Source organism: Sphingosinicella sp., from assembly GCF_013911755.1.
In the GTDB taxonomy this organism is placed as follows: domain Bacteria; phylum Pseudomonadota; class Alphaproteobacteria; order Sphingomonadales; family Sphingomonadaceae; genus Sphingosinicella.
The window spans coordinates 83,238-97,640 of the sequence record NZ_JACESP010000014.1 but is presented as its reverse complement, the minus strand read 5'-3'; the positions used below and the strand labels follow the sequence as shown (position 1 = coordinate 97,640).

The window sequence follows — 14,403 nt, the reverse complement described above, 5'->3', positions numbered from 1 at the left end:
CAAAGCCATCTGGGGGTATCGCCTGTTTTGGGGACAGCCGAAAAATACCCCCAAAATACCCCCAATCCAAATCGCCGTGGGTGGCCGCAGCCGGTCGCACCGGGACGCCGGCGTACGCAACGGGACGCGAAAAATATTTGATTTTCCTCGAAAAATGTCTGCCAGTGGCCTCAGTGGGTCACTGGTGGACAATCCGGGTTGGTAGCGGAGGAGGGACTTGAACCCCCGACACGCGGATTATGATTCCGCTGCTCTAACCAACTGAGCTACTCCGCCCCGAAAGACCTGTTCGGCCCGAAAGCGGGGGTCATATAGGCGTGGGGGGCTGCCCCGGTCAATCGTCCGTGCAGCATGGTTGCGCTTGGGCCCGGCGCTGGCTAAGCCGTGCGCCATCGTAGCGGGGGACCGTGGGGAGAGATCAGCCGATGACATTGCGTTCGTTCGCGCTCGCCGCAGCGCTCTCAGGTGTTTTTCTTTCAAGCGAGGCACATGCAATGCAGGACTGGACGCTCCTCATCCACGGCGGCGCCGGTGGGATGGAACGCGGCAAGATCACGCCAGAGCAGGATGCCGGGCGGCGCGCCGGGCTCTCCGCGGCGCTCGAAGCGGGCAAGGCCGTGCTCGCCGGCGGCGGCAGCGCGCTTGATGCCGTGGAAGCTGCCGTGAAGGTGCTGGAGGACGACCCCGGTTTCAATGCTGGTCGCGGGGCGGTCTTCACCTACGAAGGCGTGAATGAACTCGATGCCGCCATCATGGACGGCCGCAATCGCGCCGCCGGTGCCGTCGCCGGCCTCACACGCACGCGCAATCCGATCAGTGCCGCGCGGGCCGTGATGGAAAAGAGCCCGCACGTCATGCTGCAAGGCCCCGGCGCGGACCGCTTCACGCGCGAGCGTGGCCTCGACCAGGTCGATCCGTCGTACTTCCGTACCGAGGAGCGCTGGCAGCAGCTTCAGAAGATGAAGGAAAATGCGAAAACTGGCGCCGCGTTCGATGCAGAGGTGAAGTACGGCACCGTGGGCGCCGTCGCGAAGGACGCGCACGGCAATCTCGCCGCCGCCACCTCTACCGGCGGCCTCACCGGCAAGCGCTGGGGCCGCGTCGGAGATTCGCCCGTGCTCGGTGCAGGCACCTACGCCGACAACCGTGGCTGCGCCGTCTCGGCGACGGGCTCGGGCGAGTTTTACATCCGCGTGGGCGTCGCACACGAAATCTGCGCGCGGATGCGCTTCGGCAACGACGACGTGCAAACAGCCGCGAACGCCGTGCAGGACGAGGTGAAGACGCTCGGCGGCACGGGGGGCGTCATCGCGGTGGCGCCCGACGGCACTTCGGCCTTTTCCTTCAACACGCCCGGCATGTATCGCGGGCGCGCCACCTCCGGCGGAGAATTCGCCGTTCATATCTATGGGGATGAAGAGTGAGCACGAGCGACGTTCTGATCGTGGGCGCGGGACAGGCCGCCGCCCAGGCCGCTATCAGCCTGCGCATGGCGAACTTCACGGGCACCATCACGATGGTCGGCGCCGAAGCGGTTCCGCCCTACGAGCGCCCCCCGCTCTCCAAGGACTATCTCGCCGGTGAAAAGGAAGCCGCCCGATTGCTGCTTCGCCCCGAGGCGTTCTGGGCCGACAAGAACGTCACCCTGCACCTCGGCACGCGCGTGGTCACGGTGAACCCGGAAGCACGCACCGTTACCACCGATGCGGGTGAGCATCTCGGCTATGGCGACCTCATATGGGCGGCGGGCGGCAGTCCGCGCCCCCTACCCCTTCCCGGTGCCGACAGCCACAACGTCCACATGATCCGCACGATCGCCGATGTCGACGCGCTGCGCGCCGACCTTGAAGGCGGCGGTCCGGTCGTCATCATCGGCGGTGGCTACATCGGGCTTGAAGCGGCCGCGGTCCTCGTCAAACAGGGTCACAAGGTCACGCTGCTCGAAGCGCTGCCGCGCGTGCTGGCGCGCGTGGCGGGTGAGCCAGTGTCGCGCTTCTACGAGGAAGAGCACCGCATCCATGGTGTCGATCTTCGCCTCTCCGTCGCGATTGAGGCGCTGGAAACCGAAGGCGGCCGCGTCACGGCGGTGCGCCTTGCGGGGGGAGAGCGGCTTTCTGCCGCTGCCGTCATTGTGGGTATCGGCCTCATCCCCTCGGTCGAGCCGCTTCTCGACGCGGGCGCGAGCGGTGGCAACGGCGTCGATGTCGATGCCTTCTGCCGCACGACCCTGCCCCACATCTATGCGATCGGCGACTGCGCGAGCCACGAGAACCGCTTCGCGGACGGCGCGCGCATCCGCCTCGAATCGGTGCAGAACGCTGTCGATCAAGCGAAGACGGCGGTCGCCGCAATCCTCGGCACCCCCCAGCCTTATACGGCCACGCCGTGGTTCTGGTCCAACCAGTACGACCTGCGTCTCCAGACCGTGGGCCTCTCGACAGGCCACGACGCGACCGTCTTGCGCGGCGAGCCAAGCGCGCGCAGCTTCAGCCTTATCTATTTGAAGGGTGGCCGGGTCATCGCGCTCGATTGCATCAGTGCGGCGAAGGATTTCATTCAGGGGCGTGCACTCGTCGAAAAAGGAGCGGTCATCGATCCGGCCCGTCTCGCCGATGCCGGCACACCGCTGAAGGAGCTCCCGGCCGCATCATAGGGGGGACTCAGGCCATGACCATGCCAGCGCTGTTTCACGGGCGGCTTTCGATCCCGGTGATCGGGTCGCCGCTGTTCATCATCTCGAACCCCGATCTCGTCATTGCGCAGTGCCGCGCGGGCATCGTGGGCAGCTTCCCGTCGCTGAACGCCCGCCCGCTGGCGCAGTTCGAGGAATGGCTGCAGCGCCTTTCGAGCGAGCTGACCGAGAAGGACGCGCCCTACGCGGTCAACCTCATCGTCCACAAGTCGAACGACCGGCTGATGGACGACCTCGCGCTCTGCGTGAAATACAAGGTGCCGCTCATCATCACCTCGCTCGGTGCGCGCGAGGATGTGAATGCGGCGATCCATAGCTACGGCGGCCTCGTCTTCCACGACGTCATCACTGGCGCGTATGCAAAGAAGGCCATCGAAAAGGGCGCGGACGGCCTCATTCCTGTCGCCGCGGGCGCGGGCGGCCATGCGGGAACGCTTTCCCCCTTCGCGCTCGTTCAGGAAATCCGCGAGTGGTTCGACGGCCCCGTTGCGCTTTCAGGCGCCATCGCGAGCGGCAGCGCCATCCTCGCCGCACAGGCGATGGGCGCGGATTTCGGCTATATCGGTTCGGCCTTCATCGCCACGACGGAGGCGCGCGCCGACGAGCGCTATAAGCAGATGATCGTCGATAGCCGCGCGTCAGACATCGTCTACTCGAACCTCTTCACCGGCGTGCACGGCAACTACCTCGCCCCATCCATCGTGAATGCGGGCCTCGATCCCGCGAACCTGCCGACGAGCGACCCTTCGAAGATGGACTTCGGCAGCGGCGGCAACACCGGCGCAAAGGCCTGGAAGGACATCTGGGGCTGCGGCCAGGGCATCGGCGCGGTGAAGGCCGTGCTGCCCGCCGCAGAGCTCGTCGCGCGCCTGAAACGCGAATACGACACGGCCAAAGCGAAACTCTGCGCCGCCTGAACCGTTCTCTTTGATGCGGCTCAAGAAACCGCCGGGCCGCTGTGGCATGGTTGGTTCGTGAACAAGCCGCGACTCGAAGGCAAGGATCGGAAGCGCACGATGGAACTGACGATTTCTCTCGAAGACGTATGCCGCATCGTGCTGAGGGCACGCGAATACGACGCACAGGTCCCCGCCGTCGATCCCGACGACAGCTCCAACATGGCCGACGACAAGGCCGTGGACGTTCTCGAAGACTCCTCGAATACCTCTGTCGAGGAAGAACTGCGCAGCATGATCGAGGATCTGAACGACGACGAGCACACCGAGCTCTACACGCTGATGCTGGTCGGCGCTGGCGACTACGACGCCGCCGAATGGGATGAAGCCCTCGCCATCGTCACCGACGAGATTTCAGACATCCCCGACGCCCTCATGCGCACCCCGATGCTGGCCTCGCTCCTCGAAACGGGGCTGGCCGCGTTCGGGCTGGACTGCGATGGGATGGGGACGGCGGGTTAAGCTATGCGGGCTTAACCCAAGTGATCGTCAGGTCCAGTTACAGACCGCCCCAAAAACGGCACCCAGGCGCGGTTCCCGGCCGGACGTTGCGACGCCGTTCCAATAGCATGTTGATAGTGCTGCGCATCTGTGCAAGCAGCACGACCGCGCGAGTTTCTTATTCTCGCGTTGTTTACATCCCAGTTTGACTGGCCCGGCCGTCCCAGCGGTCGGGCCATTTTCAAATTGACGGTATGCGGATGCCGGGCAACGCAAATTGGAAGAAACCGCGATGGTGAGCCCTGCTGGATTCGAACCAGCGACCTACTGATTAAAAGTCAGTTGCTCTACCGACTGAGCTAAGGGCCCTTGCGCCGCGTGGCGTGTGCGGGGCTGATCTATGGAGCGCGGGGGCTTCGGTCAACCGTTTCTGAGGCGCGCGTGCATCTGGCGCACAGTGAGGCCGATAACAGGGTGCCTCCATTCGGGCGCGACCGTCAGCATCGGTGCCAGCACGAAGGCCCGAAGGTGCATGGATCGGTGCGGCGCCGCAACACCCCGCGACTGCCGCCAGAGCAGCCGGCCCGGCCACACGCCGCCGCCCCACGCGATGAGGTCCAGGTCGAGCACACGCGCGCCCCAGCGCTGCCCCCGGCGGCGTCCGAAGCTGCGTTCCACCGCTTTCAGCGCGGCGACGATCTGCGGCGGCGTAAGCGCCGAGGATGACGTCATGACGGCATTGGCATAGTCGCGGCCGCCCGGCCCCACCGCGCGCGTGTTCAGGATCGGCGACACGGCACCGGCTTGAAACCCGGCCGCGCCGAGCGCCTTCACCGCGGCGCGCACCACCTCCGCGGGACGTCCGTGGCGCCCATGCGGACGGTTCGAGCCGAGGGCGATCACGATCGCTGTTTCGGCTGACGTTGCGGCGGTTGCTAAGCCCATGCGCGCCGCTTAATCGGAAATCCATGCCGATGGAAAGCCCGCTTCCCGCCACCGAACCTTCGCGCGATTGCCCGCGCTGCCCCCGCCTCGTCGCGTTCCGCCATGAATGCCGCGCCGAATATCCCGATTGGTGGAACGCGCCCGTCCCCGCTTTCGGCGATCCCGATGCGTGGCTCGCGGTCATCGGCCTTGCCCCCGGCAAGCACGGCGCGAACCGCACCGGGCGGCCGTTCACAGGCGATTATGCGGGCGACCTCCTTTATGCGACGCTCGCCAAGTTCGGGCTTTCGAACGGCACCTATGCCGCCGATCCGGGCGACGGCCTCCGCCTCAAGGGCGCAATCATCCTCAACGCGGTCAAGTGCCTGCCGCCGGAAAACAAACCGACACCCGAGGAAATGCACACCTGTCGGCCCTTCCTTGAAACACAGATCGCCGCGCTGCCCCGCGTGCGCGCGTTTATCGCGCTCGGGCTCATCGCGCACCAATCGACGCTGCGCAGCTTCGGGCTCAAACCCACGCATCACAAGTTCGGGCACGGCGCGCGCCATGTGCTGCCCAGCGGGCAGGTGCTGCTGAACAGCTATCACTGCTCGCGTTACAATACGAATACCGGGCGGCTGACCGCGCCGATGTTCGAGGATGTGTTCCGCATGGCGCTCGAAACGGCGGCTTAGCCCGATGCCGTTCTCGGTCATCGAACTCGATCAGGGCAATGCGCGCTGGCTGCGCTGGCGAAGCGGCGGCCTCGGCGCGTCCGATGCGCCCGCCGTGATGGGCGAGAACCCCTGGAAGAGCCGCAAGCGACTGCTCAAGGAAAAGATCGACGCGCTGGCGGGGGTGGTCTCGCAGTGGCGCGGCAATGCCGCAACGTCTCGCGGCAACGCGCTGGAGCCCGAAGCGCGGCGGCTTTATGCCGGCCATACGGGCCGCAACGTCGCACCCGCCTGCCTGCAAAGCAATCGCTACGAATGGCTCCGCGCCAGCGTGGACGGCATCTGCTTCACTTCAGGCGCAGTGGTCGAGATCAAGTGCGGCGACAAGACCTACGCGCACAGCGCCGAAAAGCGGGCAGTGCCGCGCTATTACTACGGCCAGCTTCAGCACATCCTTGCCGTCACCGGCTATGCCCGCATCGATTTCTGGTGCTGGGTTCCGGGCCGTGCGCCTCAGCATATCGAGATTGCGCGCGATGCAGCCTACATCGAGCGGATGCTCGATACCGAAGCCGCGTTCTGGGACGAAGTGCTGGCGGGGTGAGCCCGCTTCAGATGTCCTGCGTCAGCCGCCCGTAAAGCTCAGGCCGCCGATCCCGGAAGAAGCCGAACGCCGCGCGGTGCTTCCTTACGCGGTCGAGGTCGATCTCCGCCGTCAGCACGCCCGTTTCGGCAGCGCCGAACTCGGCAACGAAATCGCCGCGTTCGTCGGTGATGAAGCTGTGCCCGTAGAAGCTCATCGCGTCCTCGCTGCCGATACGGTTCGCGGCGACCACCGGCACGACGTTCGAAACCGCGTGGCCGATCATCGCGCGCCGCCACAGCCGCGAGGTGTCGAGTTCCTCCGCCGCCGGTTCGTCGCCGATCGCGGTGGGGAAGAACAGCACGTCCGCGCCCATCAGCATCATCGCGCGCGCGGTTTCCGGATACCACTGGTCCCAGCAGACGCCGACACCGACCGTGCCGTACTTCGTCGGCCACACCTTGAAGCCGGTGTTGCCGGGGCGGAAATAGAACTTCTCCGTATAGCCGGGGCCGTCCGGGATGTGGCTCTTGCGGTAGGTGCCCATCACCTTGCCGCTGTCGTCGATCATCGCGAGCGTGTTGTAATAGTGCGGCCCGTCCGCCTCGAAGAAGCTCGTCGGGATATAGACCTTCAGCTCAGCCGCGAGCGCCTGCATCGCCAGCACCGATTTGTGTTCGGCTACAGGCTTCGCCGTCGCGAAGAAGCGCTCGTGCTGCACCTGGCAGAAATACGGCCCTTCGAAAAGCTCAGGCGGCAGGATGATCTTCGCGCCCTTCGCCGCCGCCTCGCGCACGAGTTCGCTGACGCGGGCGATATTGGTGTCGATATCGCCCCCGAGCGGAAGCTGGAGCGCGGCGACGTTCATGGTGCTCATAACGCGGGAACCTGCTGCGTGATGCAATGGAAGGAGCCGCCACCCGTCAGGATGTGGTTGGCAGGAAGGCCCACGGCCTTGCGGCCGGGAAACAGTGCCTGCACGGCGGCGACCGCGGCCTCGTCGTTCGGCTGGCCGTAGATCGGCACGATCACCTTCTTGTTGGTGATCAGGAAGTTCATGTAGCTCGCCGGGATCGCCTCGCCGTCCACGTCCAGCAGGCCGGGCGACGGAATTGTCTTCACCTCGAGCCCCGCCGCTTCCAGCGTCCGCCGCGCCTCGGCATAAACCTCGGCGTTCGGATCGTCCGCACCGGCAGCCTCTGGCACCACCACCACACCCTCCGCGATGAACCGCGCGAGGTTGTCGACATGCCCGTCCGTGTGATCGTTCAGAAGCCCGTCGCCGAGCCATATCACCCTGTCGAGCCCGAGATCGGCTGCAAGCCGCGCCTCGATGTCCGCCTGCGACAGGTCCGGATTGCGATTCGGATTGAGCAGGCACTGCCGCGTCGTCACCACGCGGCCCGTGCCGTCCGGCTCGATCGCGCCGCCTTCCAGCACCCAGTCGTGTCGGGTGAGCGCGGCCCCCTGCGTCTCCGCGACGAAGTCGGCGACCGTGTCGTCGCCTTCCAGTTCGTACTTGCCGCCCCAGCCGTTGAAACGGAAGCCCGCCGCGCTGCCGTCTGAGAGGAACAGTGGCCCGGTGTCGCGCAGCCAGATGTCGCCGAACTTGCGCTGATGGATGCGCACGGAAGGGTGGTCGGCAAGCGCGAACCGCGCGCTCGCTTCCGCTTCCCGCCCATCTACGAGAAGCTCGACCGGTTCTCCGCCGTCCGCGATGATCGCGGCCACCATCGCGGCGACCTCGGCCTGCGCAGGCTCAAGGTCTTCCTGCCACAGCGAGGCGTCGGAAGGCCACGCCGTCCAGATCGCGGCGTGCGGTGCCCATTCGGCGGGCTGGCGTTTCATGAATTCTCCTCTTGCACGAAGCCGGTTTCGTCCGCGGCTCTGCCACTCGAACCCTCCCCGGGCAACGCTGTTCCCTTGAAACCCTGCGCCACCACATACCATTCGGACGAATCCTTGCGGCTCGCGGGCGGCTTGGTGTGCTTCACCGTGCGAAAATTGCGTTTCAATTCTGCGACAAGCGCATGGTCGGCGCCGCCTGCCAGCACCTTGGCGACGAACGTGCCGCCGGGCGCAAGGATCTCGCACGCGAAATGAAGCCCCGCCTCCACCAGCGCCATCGTGCGCAGATGGTCGGTCTGCTTGTGGCCGATGGTGTTTGCCGCCATGTCCGACAGCACAAGATCCGCAGCGCCGCCGAGCGCGGCTTTCAGCGCGTCCGGCGCTTCATCGGCAAGGAAATCCATCTGCAGGAAGGTCACGCCCGCCAGCGGTTCCATTTCCAGCAGGTCGATGCCAACGACCGCCGCCTTGGGGTGCTTCTCGCGCAGCACCTGGCACCAGCCGCCGGGCGCCGCGCCAAGATCGACCACCCGGCGCACCCCGCGCAGAAAATGGTATTTCTCGTCGAGCTCAAGCAGCTTGAACGCAGCGCGCGAGCGATAGCCCTGCGACTTCGCCGCCTTCACATAGGGATCGTTGAGCTGCCGCTCGATCCAGCGCGTCGAGGCCGCGGAACGTCGCCGCGCCGTCTTCACCCGCACCTTGCCGCCCACGGAGCGGCCGCCGACACCGTTTGCCATGCTAAAGCCTGTGCCCGTCGCGCCGCATCATCGTGCGGAGAATGCCTTCGCGGATGCCGCGGTCGGCAACGCACACCTCGCGCGCCGGGAACATAGCGAGGATGGCGTCAAGAATGGCGCATCCCGCGATGATAAGGTCGGCGCGCTCATTGCCGATGCAGGCGAGCGCGGCGCGCTCGGCGTGCGCCATGCGCGACAGCGAAACACCCACCTCGCGAAGCGCCGCGGCGGGCACGTTGCAGCCGTCCACGCGGCGTCGGTCGTAGTGCGCGAGGCCGAGGTGCAGGCTCGCGAGCGTGGTAATGGTGCCCGATGTGCCCAGAAGCTGCAGCGCCTCTGGGCTGCATGGCGGGTGCAGATGTTCCCGCGCGCCGGCGAGATGCTCGGTCACGCGCGCGATCATCCGCGCATAGGCGGCCTCGCGTTCCTCTGTGGTCTCGAAGTGCGTCGGCTCCGTTTCAGTGAGCGAAACGACGCCCCACGGCACGCTCGCCCAGCTCACGATGCGCTCGCGCCCGCCCGCGCCAATCTCGACAAGGATGATCTCGGTGCTGCCGCCGCCGATGTCGAAAACGAGCGCGTGTCCGCCGCTGCGGTCGAGCAGCGTCTGGCAGCCGAGCACGGCGAGCCGCGCCTCCTCTTCGGGCGAGATCACGTCGAGCGCGATGCCGGTCTCGGCGAACACGCGGTCCACGAAGGCGTCGCGGTTGCTTGCGCGGCGGCAGGCTTCGGTCGCGACGTTACGGCTCACCCACACGCCCCGGCGGCGGATCTTCTCGGCGCAGGCCTTGAGCGCGGCGACAGCACGGTCCTGCGCGGCGTCCGAAAGCCGCCCGGTCTCCATCAGCCCCTCGCCCAGCCGCACGATCCGCGAGAAGGCGTCCACCACATAAAACCCGCCGCGCGCGGGGCGGGCGATCAGGAGGCGGCAATTGTTGGTGCCAAGGTCAAGCGCGGCATAGGCACGCCGCTGCGTCTGTCCGATGTCGCCCCTGGCGGGCGGCGACGGTGAGTCAGGTACGCCCGTGTCGGGCGCGGTATTCACGTCGAAAGGCATGATGGTCGCCCTGCAATCAAGACGGTGGAGAGCCGAAAGAGCATCCACCGTTCACTTGAAAGCGAGGCTAGCACCCTTTTGGGAAAATCCGCAACCTCCGCGCACGCGACGCACGCACAACGCGCACGCATCAGACCGTTTGACATTGCGCGGCGGCCCCCATATTACGCCCACCGCTATCGGGCGGCTCCCGCCGCCCATTGGTGCCCTGTCGTCTAATGGTAAGACTACGGACTCTGACTCCGTCAATCGAGGTTCGAATCCTCGCGGGGCATCCACTTATTTTCGCTAAGTTGCGGGATTTTCAGGGAAATATCGGGATATAGTGGGATCGTTCCCACGTTTGCTCCCTCAAGTGTTTTGAACGTCCGTCTTCGTGCGGAGCGGCGCGCCGGGGAATTGCTGAAGGAGTTGGCGCGGGCTGATCTTGCCGAGACCGGGAAGGCGGCACGAGAGAGGCAGTTGGGGTTGTCCAACGATGCGACAACCCCATCTCCATACGCCGCCGCCCTCGCAGACACCGGCATGTCCCGCCAGACGGCGCTACGCCGCCTTCCAAACCCCGTTCACGTACCGCCCCGAGATGGTGCCGCCAGATGCCAGCGCCTGCGCGATCTGGGGCAAGTAGGCGAGATACTGATTCCCGATGACCTGCTGCTGATACTGCTGCGCGGTAATCGTGTTCTGCGCTTCCTGCGCGGCAAGCAGGCGTTCAGGCGCCCCGCCATTGAATGCAGCGGCGGCCGTCTCCAGCGCCCCGGCTGTGTCGGCCAAAAGCTGCTGCCTGATCGACTGAAACTCACCTGTGGCGGTCCCGAACACGTCGCGAGCAAGCGCGAACAGTTCCTGCCCTGCGGCCGTGAAGGCGCCCTGATCGACCGTCCCGGCGGCGAATCCCGCCTTGGCCTGCTCATACTCCAGCTTCGACGTGTTGAAGCGGTTGAGTGCGGTAACTCCGGAGCCCTCGCCAGAGAGCGACTTCTGATAGTCCTTGAGCGGCTGCAGGACCGCCGTCAGCGCCTTCTCGCGTTCCTTCGCATAGTATGTTTCGATATTCGCAAGCTCGGCCGCCGTCGCGCCGGCCTTTTTCATTTCGTTCGCGAGCATGGTGAAGTCTTTCGCGAAGGATTCCGCCGCGGCCCTGATCGGATTGTCGCTCGCTGCAAGCGCTTCCAGCAGGGTTTCGTACTTCGCGGCAATGTCGAGGGCCTTGTCGAGGTCCATGTTGCCGCGAAGTACGCGCTGCGAAAACTCAGAGATGCCTAGCAAGGCGCCATCGCGGATCGCATCACGAATGGCGTACTTGATCGCGCCCTCGGCATCGTCGTCGAACTCGACGGCGCCCTTCTTTTTCTTGAGCGATCCGCCCGCGTTCGTATTGACGCGCCAGTCACCGTGACGCTGCCCGAGGGTAACGCCGAAGCTGCCGAGGTCAGCACCGAGCGCGTCAGCGATCGACTGCAGCCCGCCCTGGAACGACGTGGCTGCAGCGCTCGCCGCGTCCTTCGCCTTACCGCTGTTGCCGCGCATCCCGAACTCGTCGACGCTCGTAATGTCGGCCGCACCCCATTTCGTCTTTTTCAGCATCCCGCCAATGACGCCGCCAACGATCGAACCGGCGATATCCATACCGGGAATACCGGTCGCGCCACCGATCGCGCCGCCGATCTGTGCCCCGGTCTTGCTCGTCTTGATGCCCAGCGCTTTCATCACGCCGGACGTGGCCTCACCGATCGCCCCACCTTTGATCGCGCCGCCAAGCGCCTTCGTGAAGGTGCCGTCGCCCTCCATGCCACCAAATATCTTGTCGAGCTTTTTGGTGATCGGCTTGGCGAACTTGTCCGCGTCGTCGAGGAACTGGCGACCGGGACCGCTCTTGCTGCTCGCCAGCGTTGCCAGCGCGCCGAGCGGGCTGTTCATGGCCGTGAAGTCGCCGGACTTCGCACCCTCAAGGATGCCCACCACATTCTGGATCGCCCTACCGGCCTTGCCGCCGATGATCTGACCTATCGCTTCGGCCGCGAGCAACCCTTCGTCACGGAACGCGCGGCCTGCCCTCTTGCCGATTTCGTCGCCGGCTTCACCCATGGGGCGCCTCGATTCGTTGAGGATTGCGCCTAGCCCTTTGCCGTAAATCCCGCCCTCAATGCCGTACCGCTTGGCGTACGCGTCCTCGCGGGCTTTGGCCATCGCTGCGGCGTCTGCAATGCCAAAATCAGCCATGGCGTTGCTGGCACGCTGCGCGGCCCCGACCAAGGCGTCCATTGCCTTTTGCTGTTCGCGCAGCGCCGTCGTCGCAGTGTCGCTGGCATCCTTCGTTTCCCGGAAGTTGCGGTTGACCCCGCCCAGCACGTCCTCAAGCTCCAATCCGCTGGACGATACCTTTCCGAACGCCTTGTCGACGTCCGAGCTGGCGTCAAACAGACCTTTCCGCATCTCGGCGACACGTTTTTCCGCCTTCTCGATGCCCGCCACCGTTCGGCCCAAGCCCAGCGCAGCCAGCTCATTGCCCTGCCCCGGACCAGAGGCGCGCACCTTCTGGGCCTCATGGAACGCCTTTGCGTATTCGAGGTGCGCCTGCGCTGCCGCGAGCGTGTCGACCGCCTCCTGTCGCTTCTGGAGCGCCAGATTGTACGTCTGCTTGGCCATCTCGCGGGCGGTAAGGATCGATTCGCCGCGCAGTTCCTTCAGCAGCTTCTCGGCGCCCGTGAGCTTACCGGTCTTCTCGGCGGCTTCGTCCGCTGCCTCGGCGTTATCCCAAAGCTTTGTGGCCAGCGTGCCCGCGATCATTACAGCGCCCATCACAGCGGCGCCCCATGGGCCTGACAGCGCACTTGCAACGGCACCGATACGGCCACCCATGCCCGCAAGTGCTGCAGCGGTCTGCCCGCCCTGCTGCGCAAAGATGATCAGGGGATTGGTGCCAAGCGCGATCTGCTGTGTCACGTCGCTGATCTGGTAGCCAAGGTTCATCGACGCAGCGCGCATGGAGCCTGCTGAGCGCGTGGCCGTCATCTGAGCCCGCGACAATTCCAGCGTCGCCTGCTCAAGTTGGCGAGTGCTCCGCTCGGCTTCCTTCATCATCGCGCCGGTGCCGTTCAGACCGGATCCGAGCATTTTCATTGTGCGGTCGGCGCGGGCAGCTTCGGTGCCAAGTCCGCCCAAGGCGCGCCTGGCCCTACCTGCCCCTTCCTCGGCGGGGCGGCTGTCGACAACAATGCGGATGGTGCGAACCGTATCAGACATGCGGGTTTCCCTGCCTAAAAATTAGGCAAAACGCCTAATTGCACGGTGGACTGAGGGAATATTCGGGGGAACCCGTCCATTGCGCGGTTGCATTCTATCGCAAAAGCAATGCGATGGCTAGAAATTATGGCTGCTTGCTCAGGATTATAACCACGGCTCACAGGCGTGTAGGCGCCGAGACGGAACGACCGCCCCGGCGCCATTTGAGCCGTCCCTGCGTCAGCCGTTGGCCCATTACGCCGCCTCGTACCAGCGGGCGAACTCGTCCGGCCGCTCGAAGGCAACCGCGCGCTGCAGGTCTGCCTTGGCGATGGCGATGGCCGACGCGGCGAACTCCGATGCCTCAAGGCCGCCGGACAGATTGCCAGCCTCGCCCGGGTGAACGAGTTCGATGTACCGCGCACGCACCGTGTCGACGGTTTCGGGCGTGAGGCCAGCGAGCGCCGGGGGCCCGGACAGCGCAGCATCGAGGATGGCAGGATCTGCATCCTCCCCCGTCAACGTTACGATACGCTCGCCGGCAGGCATGGCGCGAAGCCACTGGCGGATTTCCGCGCGTAGAACGGCGCGGGCGAGGTCCGCCTTGTCTGCGGGCATTTGGGTGAGCTTCGCATGATCGGCGCGAAGGTCCACAAGCTCGGCAGCGGCGCGGGCCTCGGCGTCGCGGAGCCGGGCGGCCGCCTCCTTGGCAGCTTTCCGCACGGCATCGGTGCGACCGACGGGGGTGAGTTTCTCGTCTTTCGCGATTTCCGTGGCGGTCGCCGTAACGGTCTCGGCGACGTTGATCGCGATTTTCGCTGAGGTGGAAAGACGCGTGAACTTGTCCCAGCCGGGATTTATGCGCGCGCGCATCGTGTCATAGATATTCATTTTTCGTCCTCCGCTTCGAACGCGGGGCTGCAACATCATCGCCAGCCCCGCGCTCCAAAATGTCAAGTTCTGTAAAGTTTTCGTCAGATCGTGTGCCCGAGCCCGAGAAGGTGCTTTACGCCCAGCGGGATCGCCGTGCGTGGGCCGCGAAAGCCGGTTTCAGCCTCTACGGGAATTCCCGTGGAGTCGGTTTCAGCCTCAACAGCGAGACGGTGCTGCAACTCGTCGACGAGCTGGCCGGTCGTGGCATCGTCGAGGCTCACGGTCTCACCTTCCACCCGCCATCCTCCGTCCGCGTAGTTTGCGACTTCATCGGGGTGGACGCTTGCGGTCTTTCCGGTCGACTTTTGGGTCATGTTAACTGCCATT

Annotated in this window: 14 protein-coding genes and 3 tRNA genes; 7 read left to right on the top strand and 10 right to left on the bottom strand. The window is 65.4% G+C overall.

Features of this window, described 5'->3' with window-relative positions:
- Positions 1-199: 199 nt before the first annotated feature.
- Positions 200-276 (bottom strand) — tRNA-Met (locus tag H2052_RS11325).
- A 218-nt stretch (positions 277-494) separates the two neighbouring features.
- Between H2052_RS11325 and H2052_RS11320 the strand changes: the two genes are divergently transcribed.
- The 4 genes from H2052_RS11320 to H2052_RS11305 are packed head-to-tail and all read left to right on the top strand — an operon-like array spanning position 495 to position 4,110.
- Complete coding sequence (locus tag H2052_RS11320) at positions 495-1,424, top strand: isoaspartyl peptidase/L-asparaginase (RefSeq protein WP_293781671.1); 930 nt, start codon at positions 495-497, stop codon at positions 1,422-1,424.
- Entirely contained in the window at positions 1,421-2,653 is a 1,233-nt protein-coding gene (locus tag H2052_RS11315; RefSeq protein ID WP_293781661.1) for an FAD-dependent oxidoreductase, read from the top strand. Before H2052_RS11320 ends, H2052_RS11315 begins: the two co-directional genes overlap by 4 nt.
- 14 nt (positions 2,654-2,667) lie before the next feature.
- Positions 2,668-3,609 carry a nitronate monooxygenase family protein gene (locus H2052_RS11310; RefSeq protein WP_293781659.1) on the top strand — a complete coding sequence of 314 codons (942 nt, stop codon included), beginning with the start codon at positions 2,668-2,670 and terminating at the stop codon, positions 3,607-3,609.
- 57 nt (positions 3,610-3,666) lie between these two features.
- Entirely contained in the window at positions 3,667-4,110 is a 444-nt protein-coding gene (locus tag H2052_RS11305; protein WP_293781657.1) for a DUF3775 domain-containing protein, read from the top strand.
- A 272-nt stretch (positions 4,111-4,382) separates the two neighbouring features.
- On the opposite strand, the gene H2052_RS11300 is transcribed toward H2052_RS11305, so the two are convergent.
- Both H2052_RS11300 and folK read right to left on the bottom strand, forming a co-directional pair.
- Positions 4,383-4,458: transfer RNA gene (locus tag H2052_RS11300), tRNA-Lys, on the bottom strand.
- Between the two features lie 51 nt (positions 4,459-4,509).
- The gene (gene folK, locus H2052_RS11295) at positions 4,510-5,034 is read right to left on the bottom strand and encodes a 2-amino-4-hydroxy-6-hydroxymethyldihydropteridine diphosphokinase (protein ID WP_293781655.1); all 525 of its coding nucleotides are present in this window, start codon (positions 5,032-5,034) and stop codon (positions 4,510-4,512) included.
- A 23-nt stretch (positions 5,035-5,057) separates the two neighbouring features.
- Here folK and H2052_RS11290 point away from each other — a divergent pair, with 23 nt between their 5' ends.
- Positions 5,058-5,711: a uracil-DNA glycosylase gene (locus H2052_RS11290; RefSeq protein ID WP_293781653.1), complete on the top strand. Its 654-nt coding sequence runs from the start codon at positions 5,058-5,060 to the stop codon at positions 5,709-5,711.
- A 4-nt stretch (positions 5,712-5,715) separates the two neighbouring features.
- Entirely contained in the window at positions 5,716-6,294 is a 579-nt protein-coding gene (locus H2052_RS11285; protein WP_293781651.1) for a lambda-exonuclease family protein, read from the top strand.
- A 7-nt stretch (positions 6,295-6,301) separates the two neighbouring features.
- Here the strand turns inward: H2052_RS11285 and aguB are convergent, their stop codons facing one another.
- From aguB to H2052_RS11265, 4 genes are read right to left on the bottom strand one after another with little or no spacing between them, the layout of a single operon-like run.
- Positions 6,302-7,150: an N-carbamoylputrescine amidase gene (aguB, locus tag H2052_RS11280; protein WP_293781649.1), complete on the bottom strand. Its 849-nt coding sequence runs from the start codon at positions 7,148-7,150 to the stop codon at positions 6,302-6,304.
- Positions 7,147-8,121, bottom strand: a complete 975-nt coding sequence (locus H2052_RS11275; protein ID WP_293781647.1) for an agmatine deiminase family protein — start codon at positions 8,119-8,121, stop codon at positions 7,147-7,149. The genes aguB and H2052_RS11275 overlap by 4 nt, the downstream gene beginning before the upstream one ends.
- Positions 8,118-8,861 carry an RlmE family RNA methyltransferase gene (locus H2052_RS11270; RefSeq protein ID WP_293781645.1) on the bottom strand — a complete coding sequence of 248 codons (744 nt, stop codon included), beginning with the start codon at positions 8,859-8,861 and terminating at the stop codon, positions 8,118-8,120. Before H2052_RS11270 ends, H2052_RS11275 begins: the two co-directional genes overlap by 4 nt.
- A gap of 1 nt (position 8,862) precedes the next feature.
- Entirely contained in the window at positions 8,863-9,918 is a 1,056-nt protein-coding gene (locus H2052_RS11265) for a Ppx/GppA phosphatase family protein (RefSeq protein WP_293781643.1), read from the bottom strand.
- Between the two features lie 204 nt (positions 9,919-10,122).
- On the opposite strand from H2052_RS11265, the gene H2052_RS11260 reads away from it, so the two are divergent.
- Positions 10,123-10,196: transfer RNA gene (locus tag H2052_RS11260), tRNA-Gln, on the top strand.
- Between the two features lie 265 nt (positions 10,197-10,461).
- Here H2052_RS11260 and H2052_RS11255 read toward each other — a convergent pair.
- The 3 genes from H2052_RS11255 to H2052_RS11245 all read right to left on the bottom strand — a co-directional run bounded on the left by H2052_RS11255 (position 10,462) and on the right by H2052_RS11245 (position 14,402).
- Positions 10,462-13,164, bottom strand: coding sequence for a phage tail length tape measure family protein (locus tag H2052_RS11255; protein WP_293781641.1), 2,703 nt, complete (start codon positions 13,162-13,164; stop codon positions 10,462-10,464).
- 234 nt (positions 13,165-13,398) lie between these two features.
- Positions 13,399-14,034 carry a hypothetical protein gene (locus tag H2052_RS11250; protein ID WP_293781639.1) on the bottom strand — a complete coding sequence of 212 codons (636 nt, stop codon included), beginning with the start codon at positions 14,032-14,034 and terminating at the stop codon, positions 13,399-13,401.
- 83 nt (positions 14,035-14,117) lie between these two features.
- On the bottom strand, positions 14,118-14,402 hold the full coding sequence (locus tag H2052_RS11245) for a hypothetical protein (RefSeq protein ID WP_293781637.1): 285 nt from the start codon (positions 14,400-14,402) through the stop codon (positions 14,118-14,120).
- Position 14,403 lies beyond the last annotated feature (1 nt).

Excerpts from the sequence above, each read along its gene's own strand:
- H2052_RS11320 (WP_293781671.1), top strand. The coding sequence starts at position 495 with ATGCAGGACTGGACGCTCCTCATCCACGGCGGCGCCGGTGGGATGGAA.
- H2052_RS11310 (WP_293781659.1), top strand. The coding sequence starts at position 2,668 with ATGACCATGCCAGCGCTGTTTCACGGGCGGCTTTCGATCCCGGTGATC.
- folK (WP_293781655.1), bottom strand. The coding sequence starts at position 5,034 with ATGGGCTTAGCAACCGCCGCAACGTCAGCCGAAACAGCGATCGTGATC.
- H2052_RS11290 (WP_293781653.1), top strand. The coding sequence starts at position 5,058 with ATGCCGATGGAAAGCCCGCTTCCCGCCACCGAACCTTCGCGCGATTGC.
- H2052_RS11285 (WP_293781651.1), top strand. The coding sequence starts at position 5,716 with ATGCCGTTCTCGGTCATCGAACTCGATCAGGGCAATGCGCGCTGGCTG.
- aguB (WP_293781649.1), bottom strand. The coding sequence starts at position 7,150 with ATGAGCACCATGAACGTCGCCGCGCTCCAGCTTCCGCTCGGGGGCGAT.
- H2052_RS11275 (WP_293781647.1), bottom strand. The coding sequence starts at position 8,121 with ATGAAACGCCAGCCCGCCGAATGGGCACCGCACGCCGCGATCTGGACG.
- H2052_RS11270 (WP_293781645.1), bottom strand. The coding sequence starts at position 8,861 with ATGGCAAACGGTGTCGGCGGCCGCTCCGTGGGCGGCAAGGTGCGGGTG.
- H2052_RS11265 (WP_293781643.1), bottom strand. The coding sequence starts at position 9,918 with ATGCCTTTCGACGTGAATACCGCGCCCGACACGGGCGTACCTGACTCA.
- H2052_RS11255 (WP_293781641.1), bottom strand. The coding sequence starts at position 13,164 with ATGTCTGATACGGTTCGCACCATCCGCATTGTTGTCGACAGCCGCCCC.
- H2052_RS11250 (WP_293781639.1), bottom strand. The coding sequence starts at position 14,034 with ATGAATATCTATGACACGATGCGCGCGCGCATAAATCCCGGCTGGGAC.
- H2052_RS11245 (WP_293781637.1), bottom strand. The coding sequence starts at position 14,402 with ATGGCAGTTAACATGACCCAAAAGTCGACCGGAAAGACCGCAAGCGTC.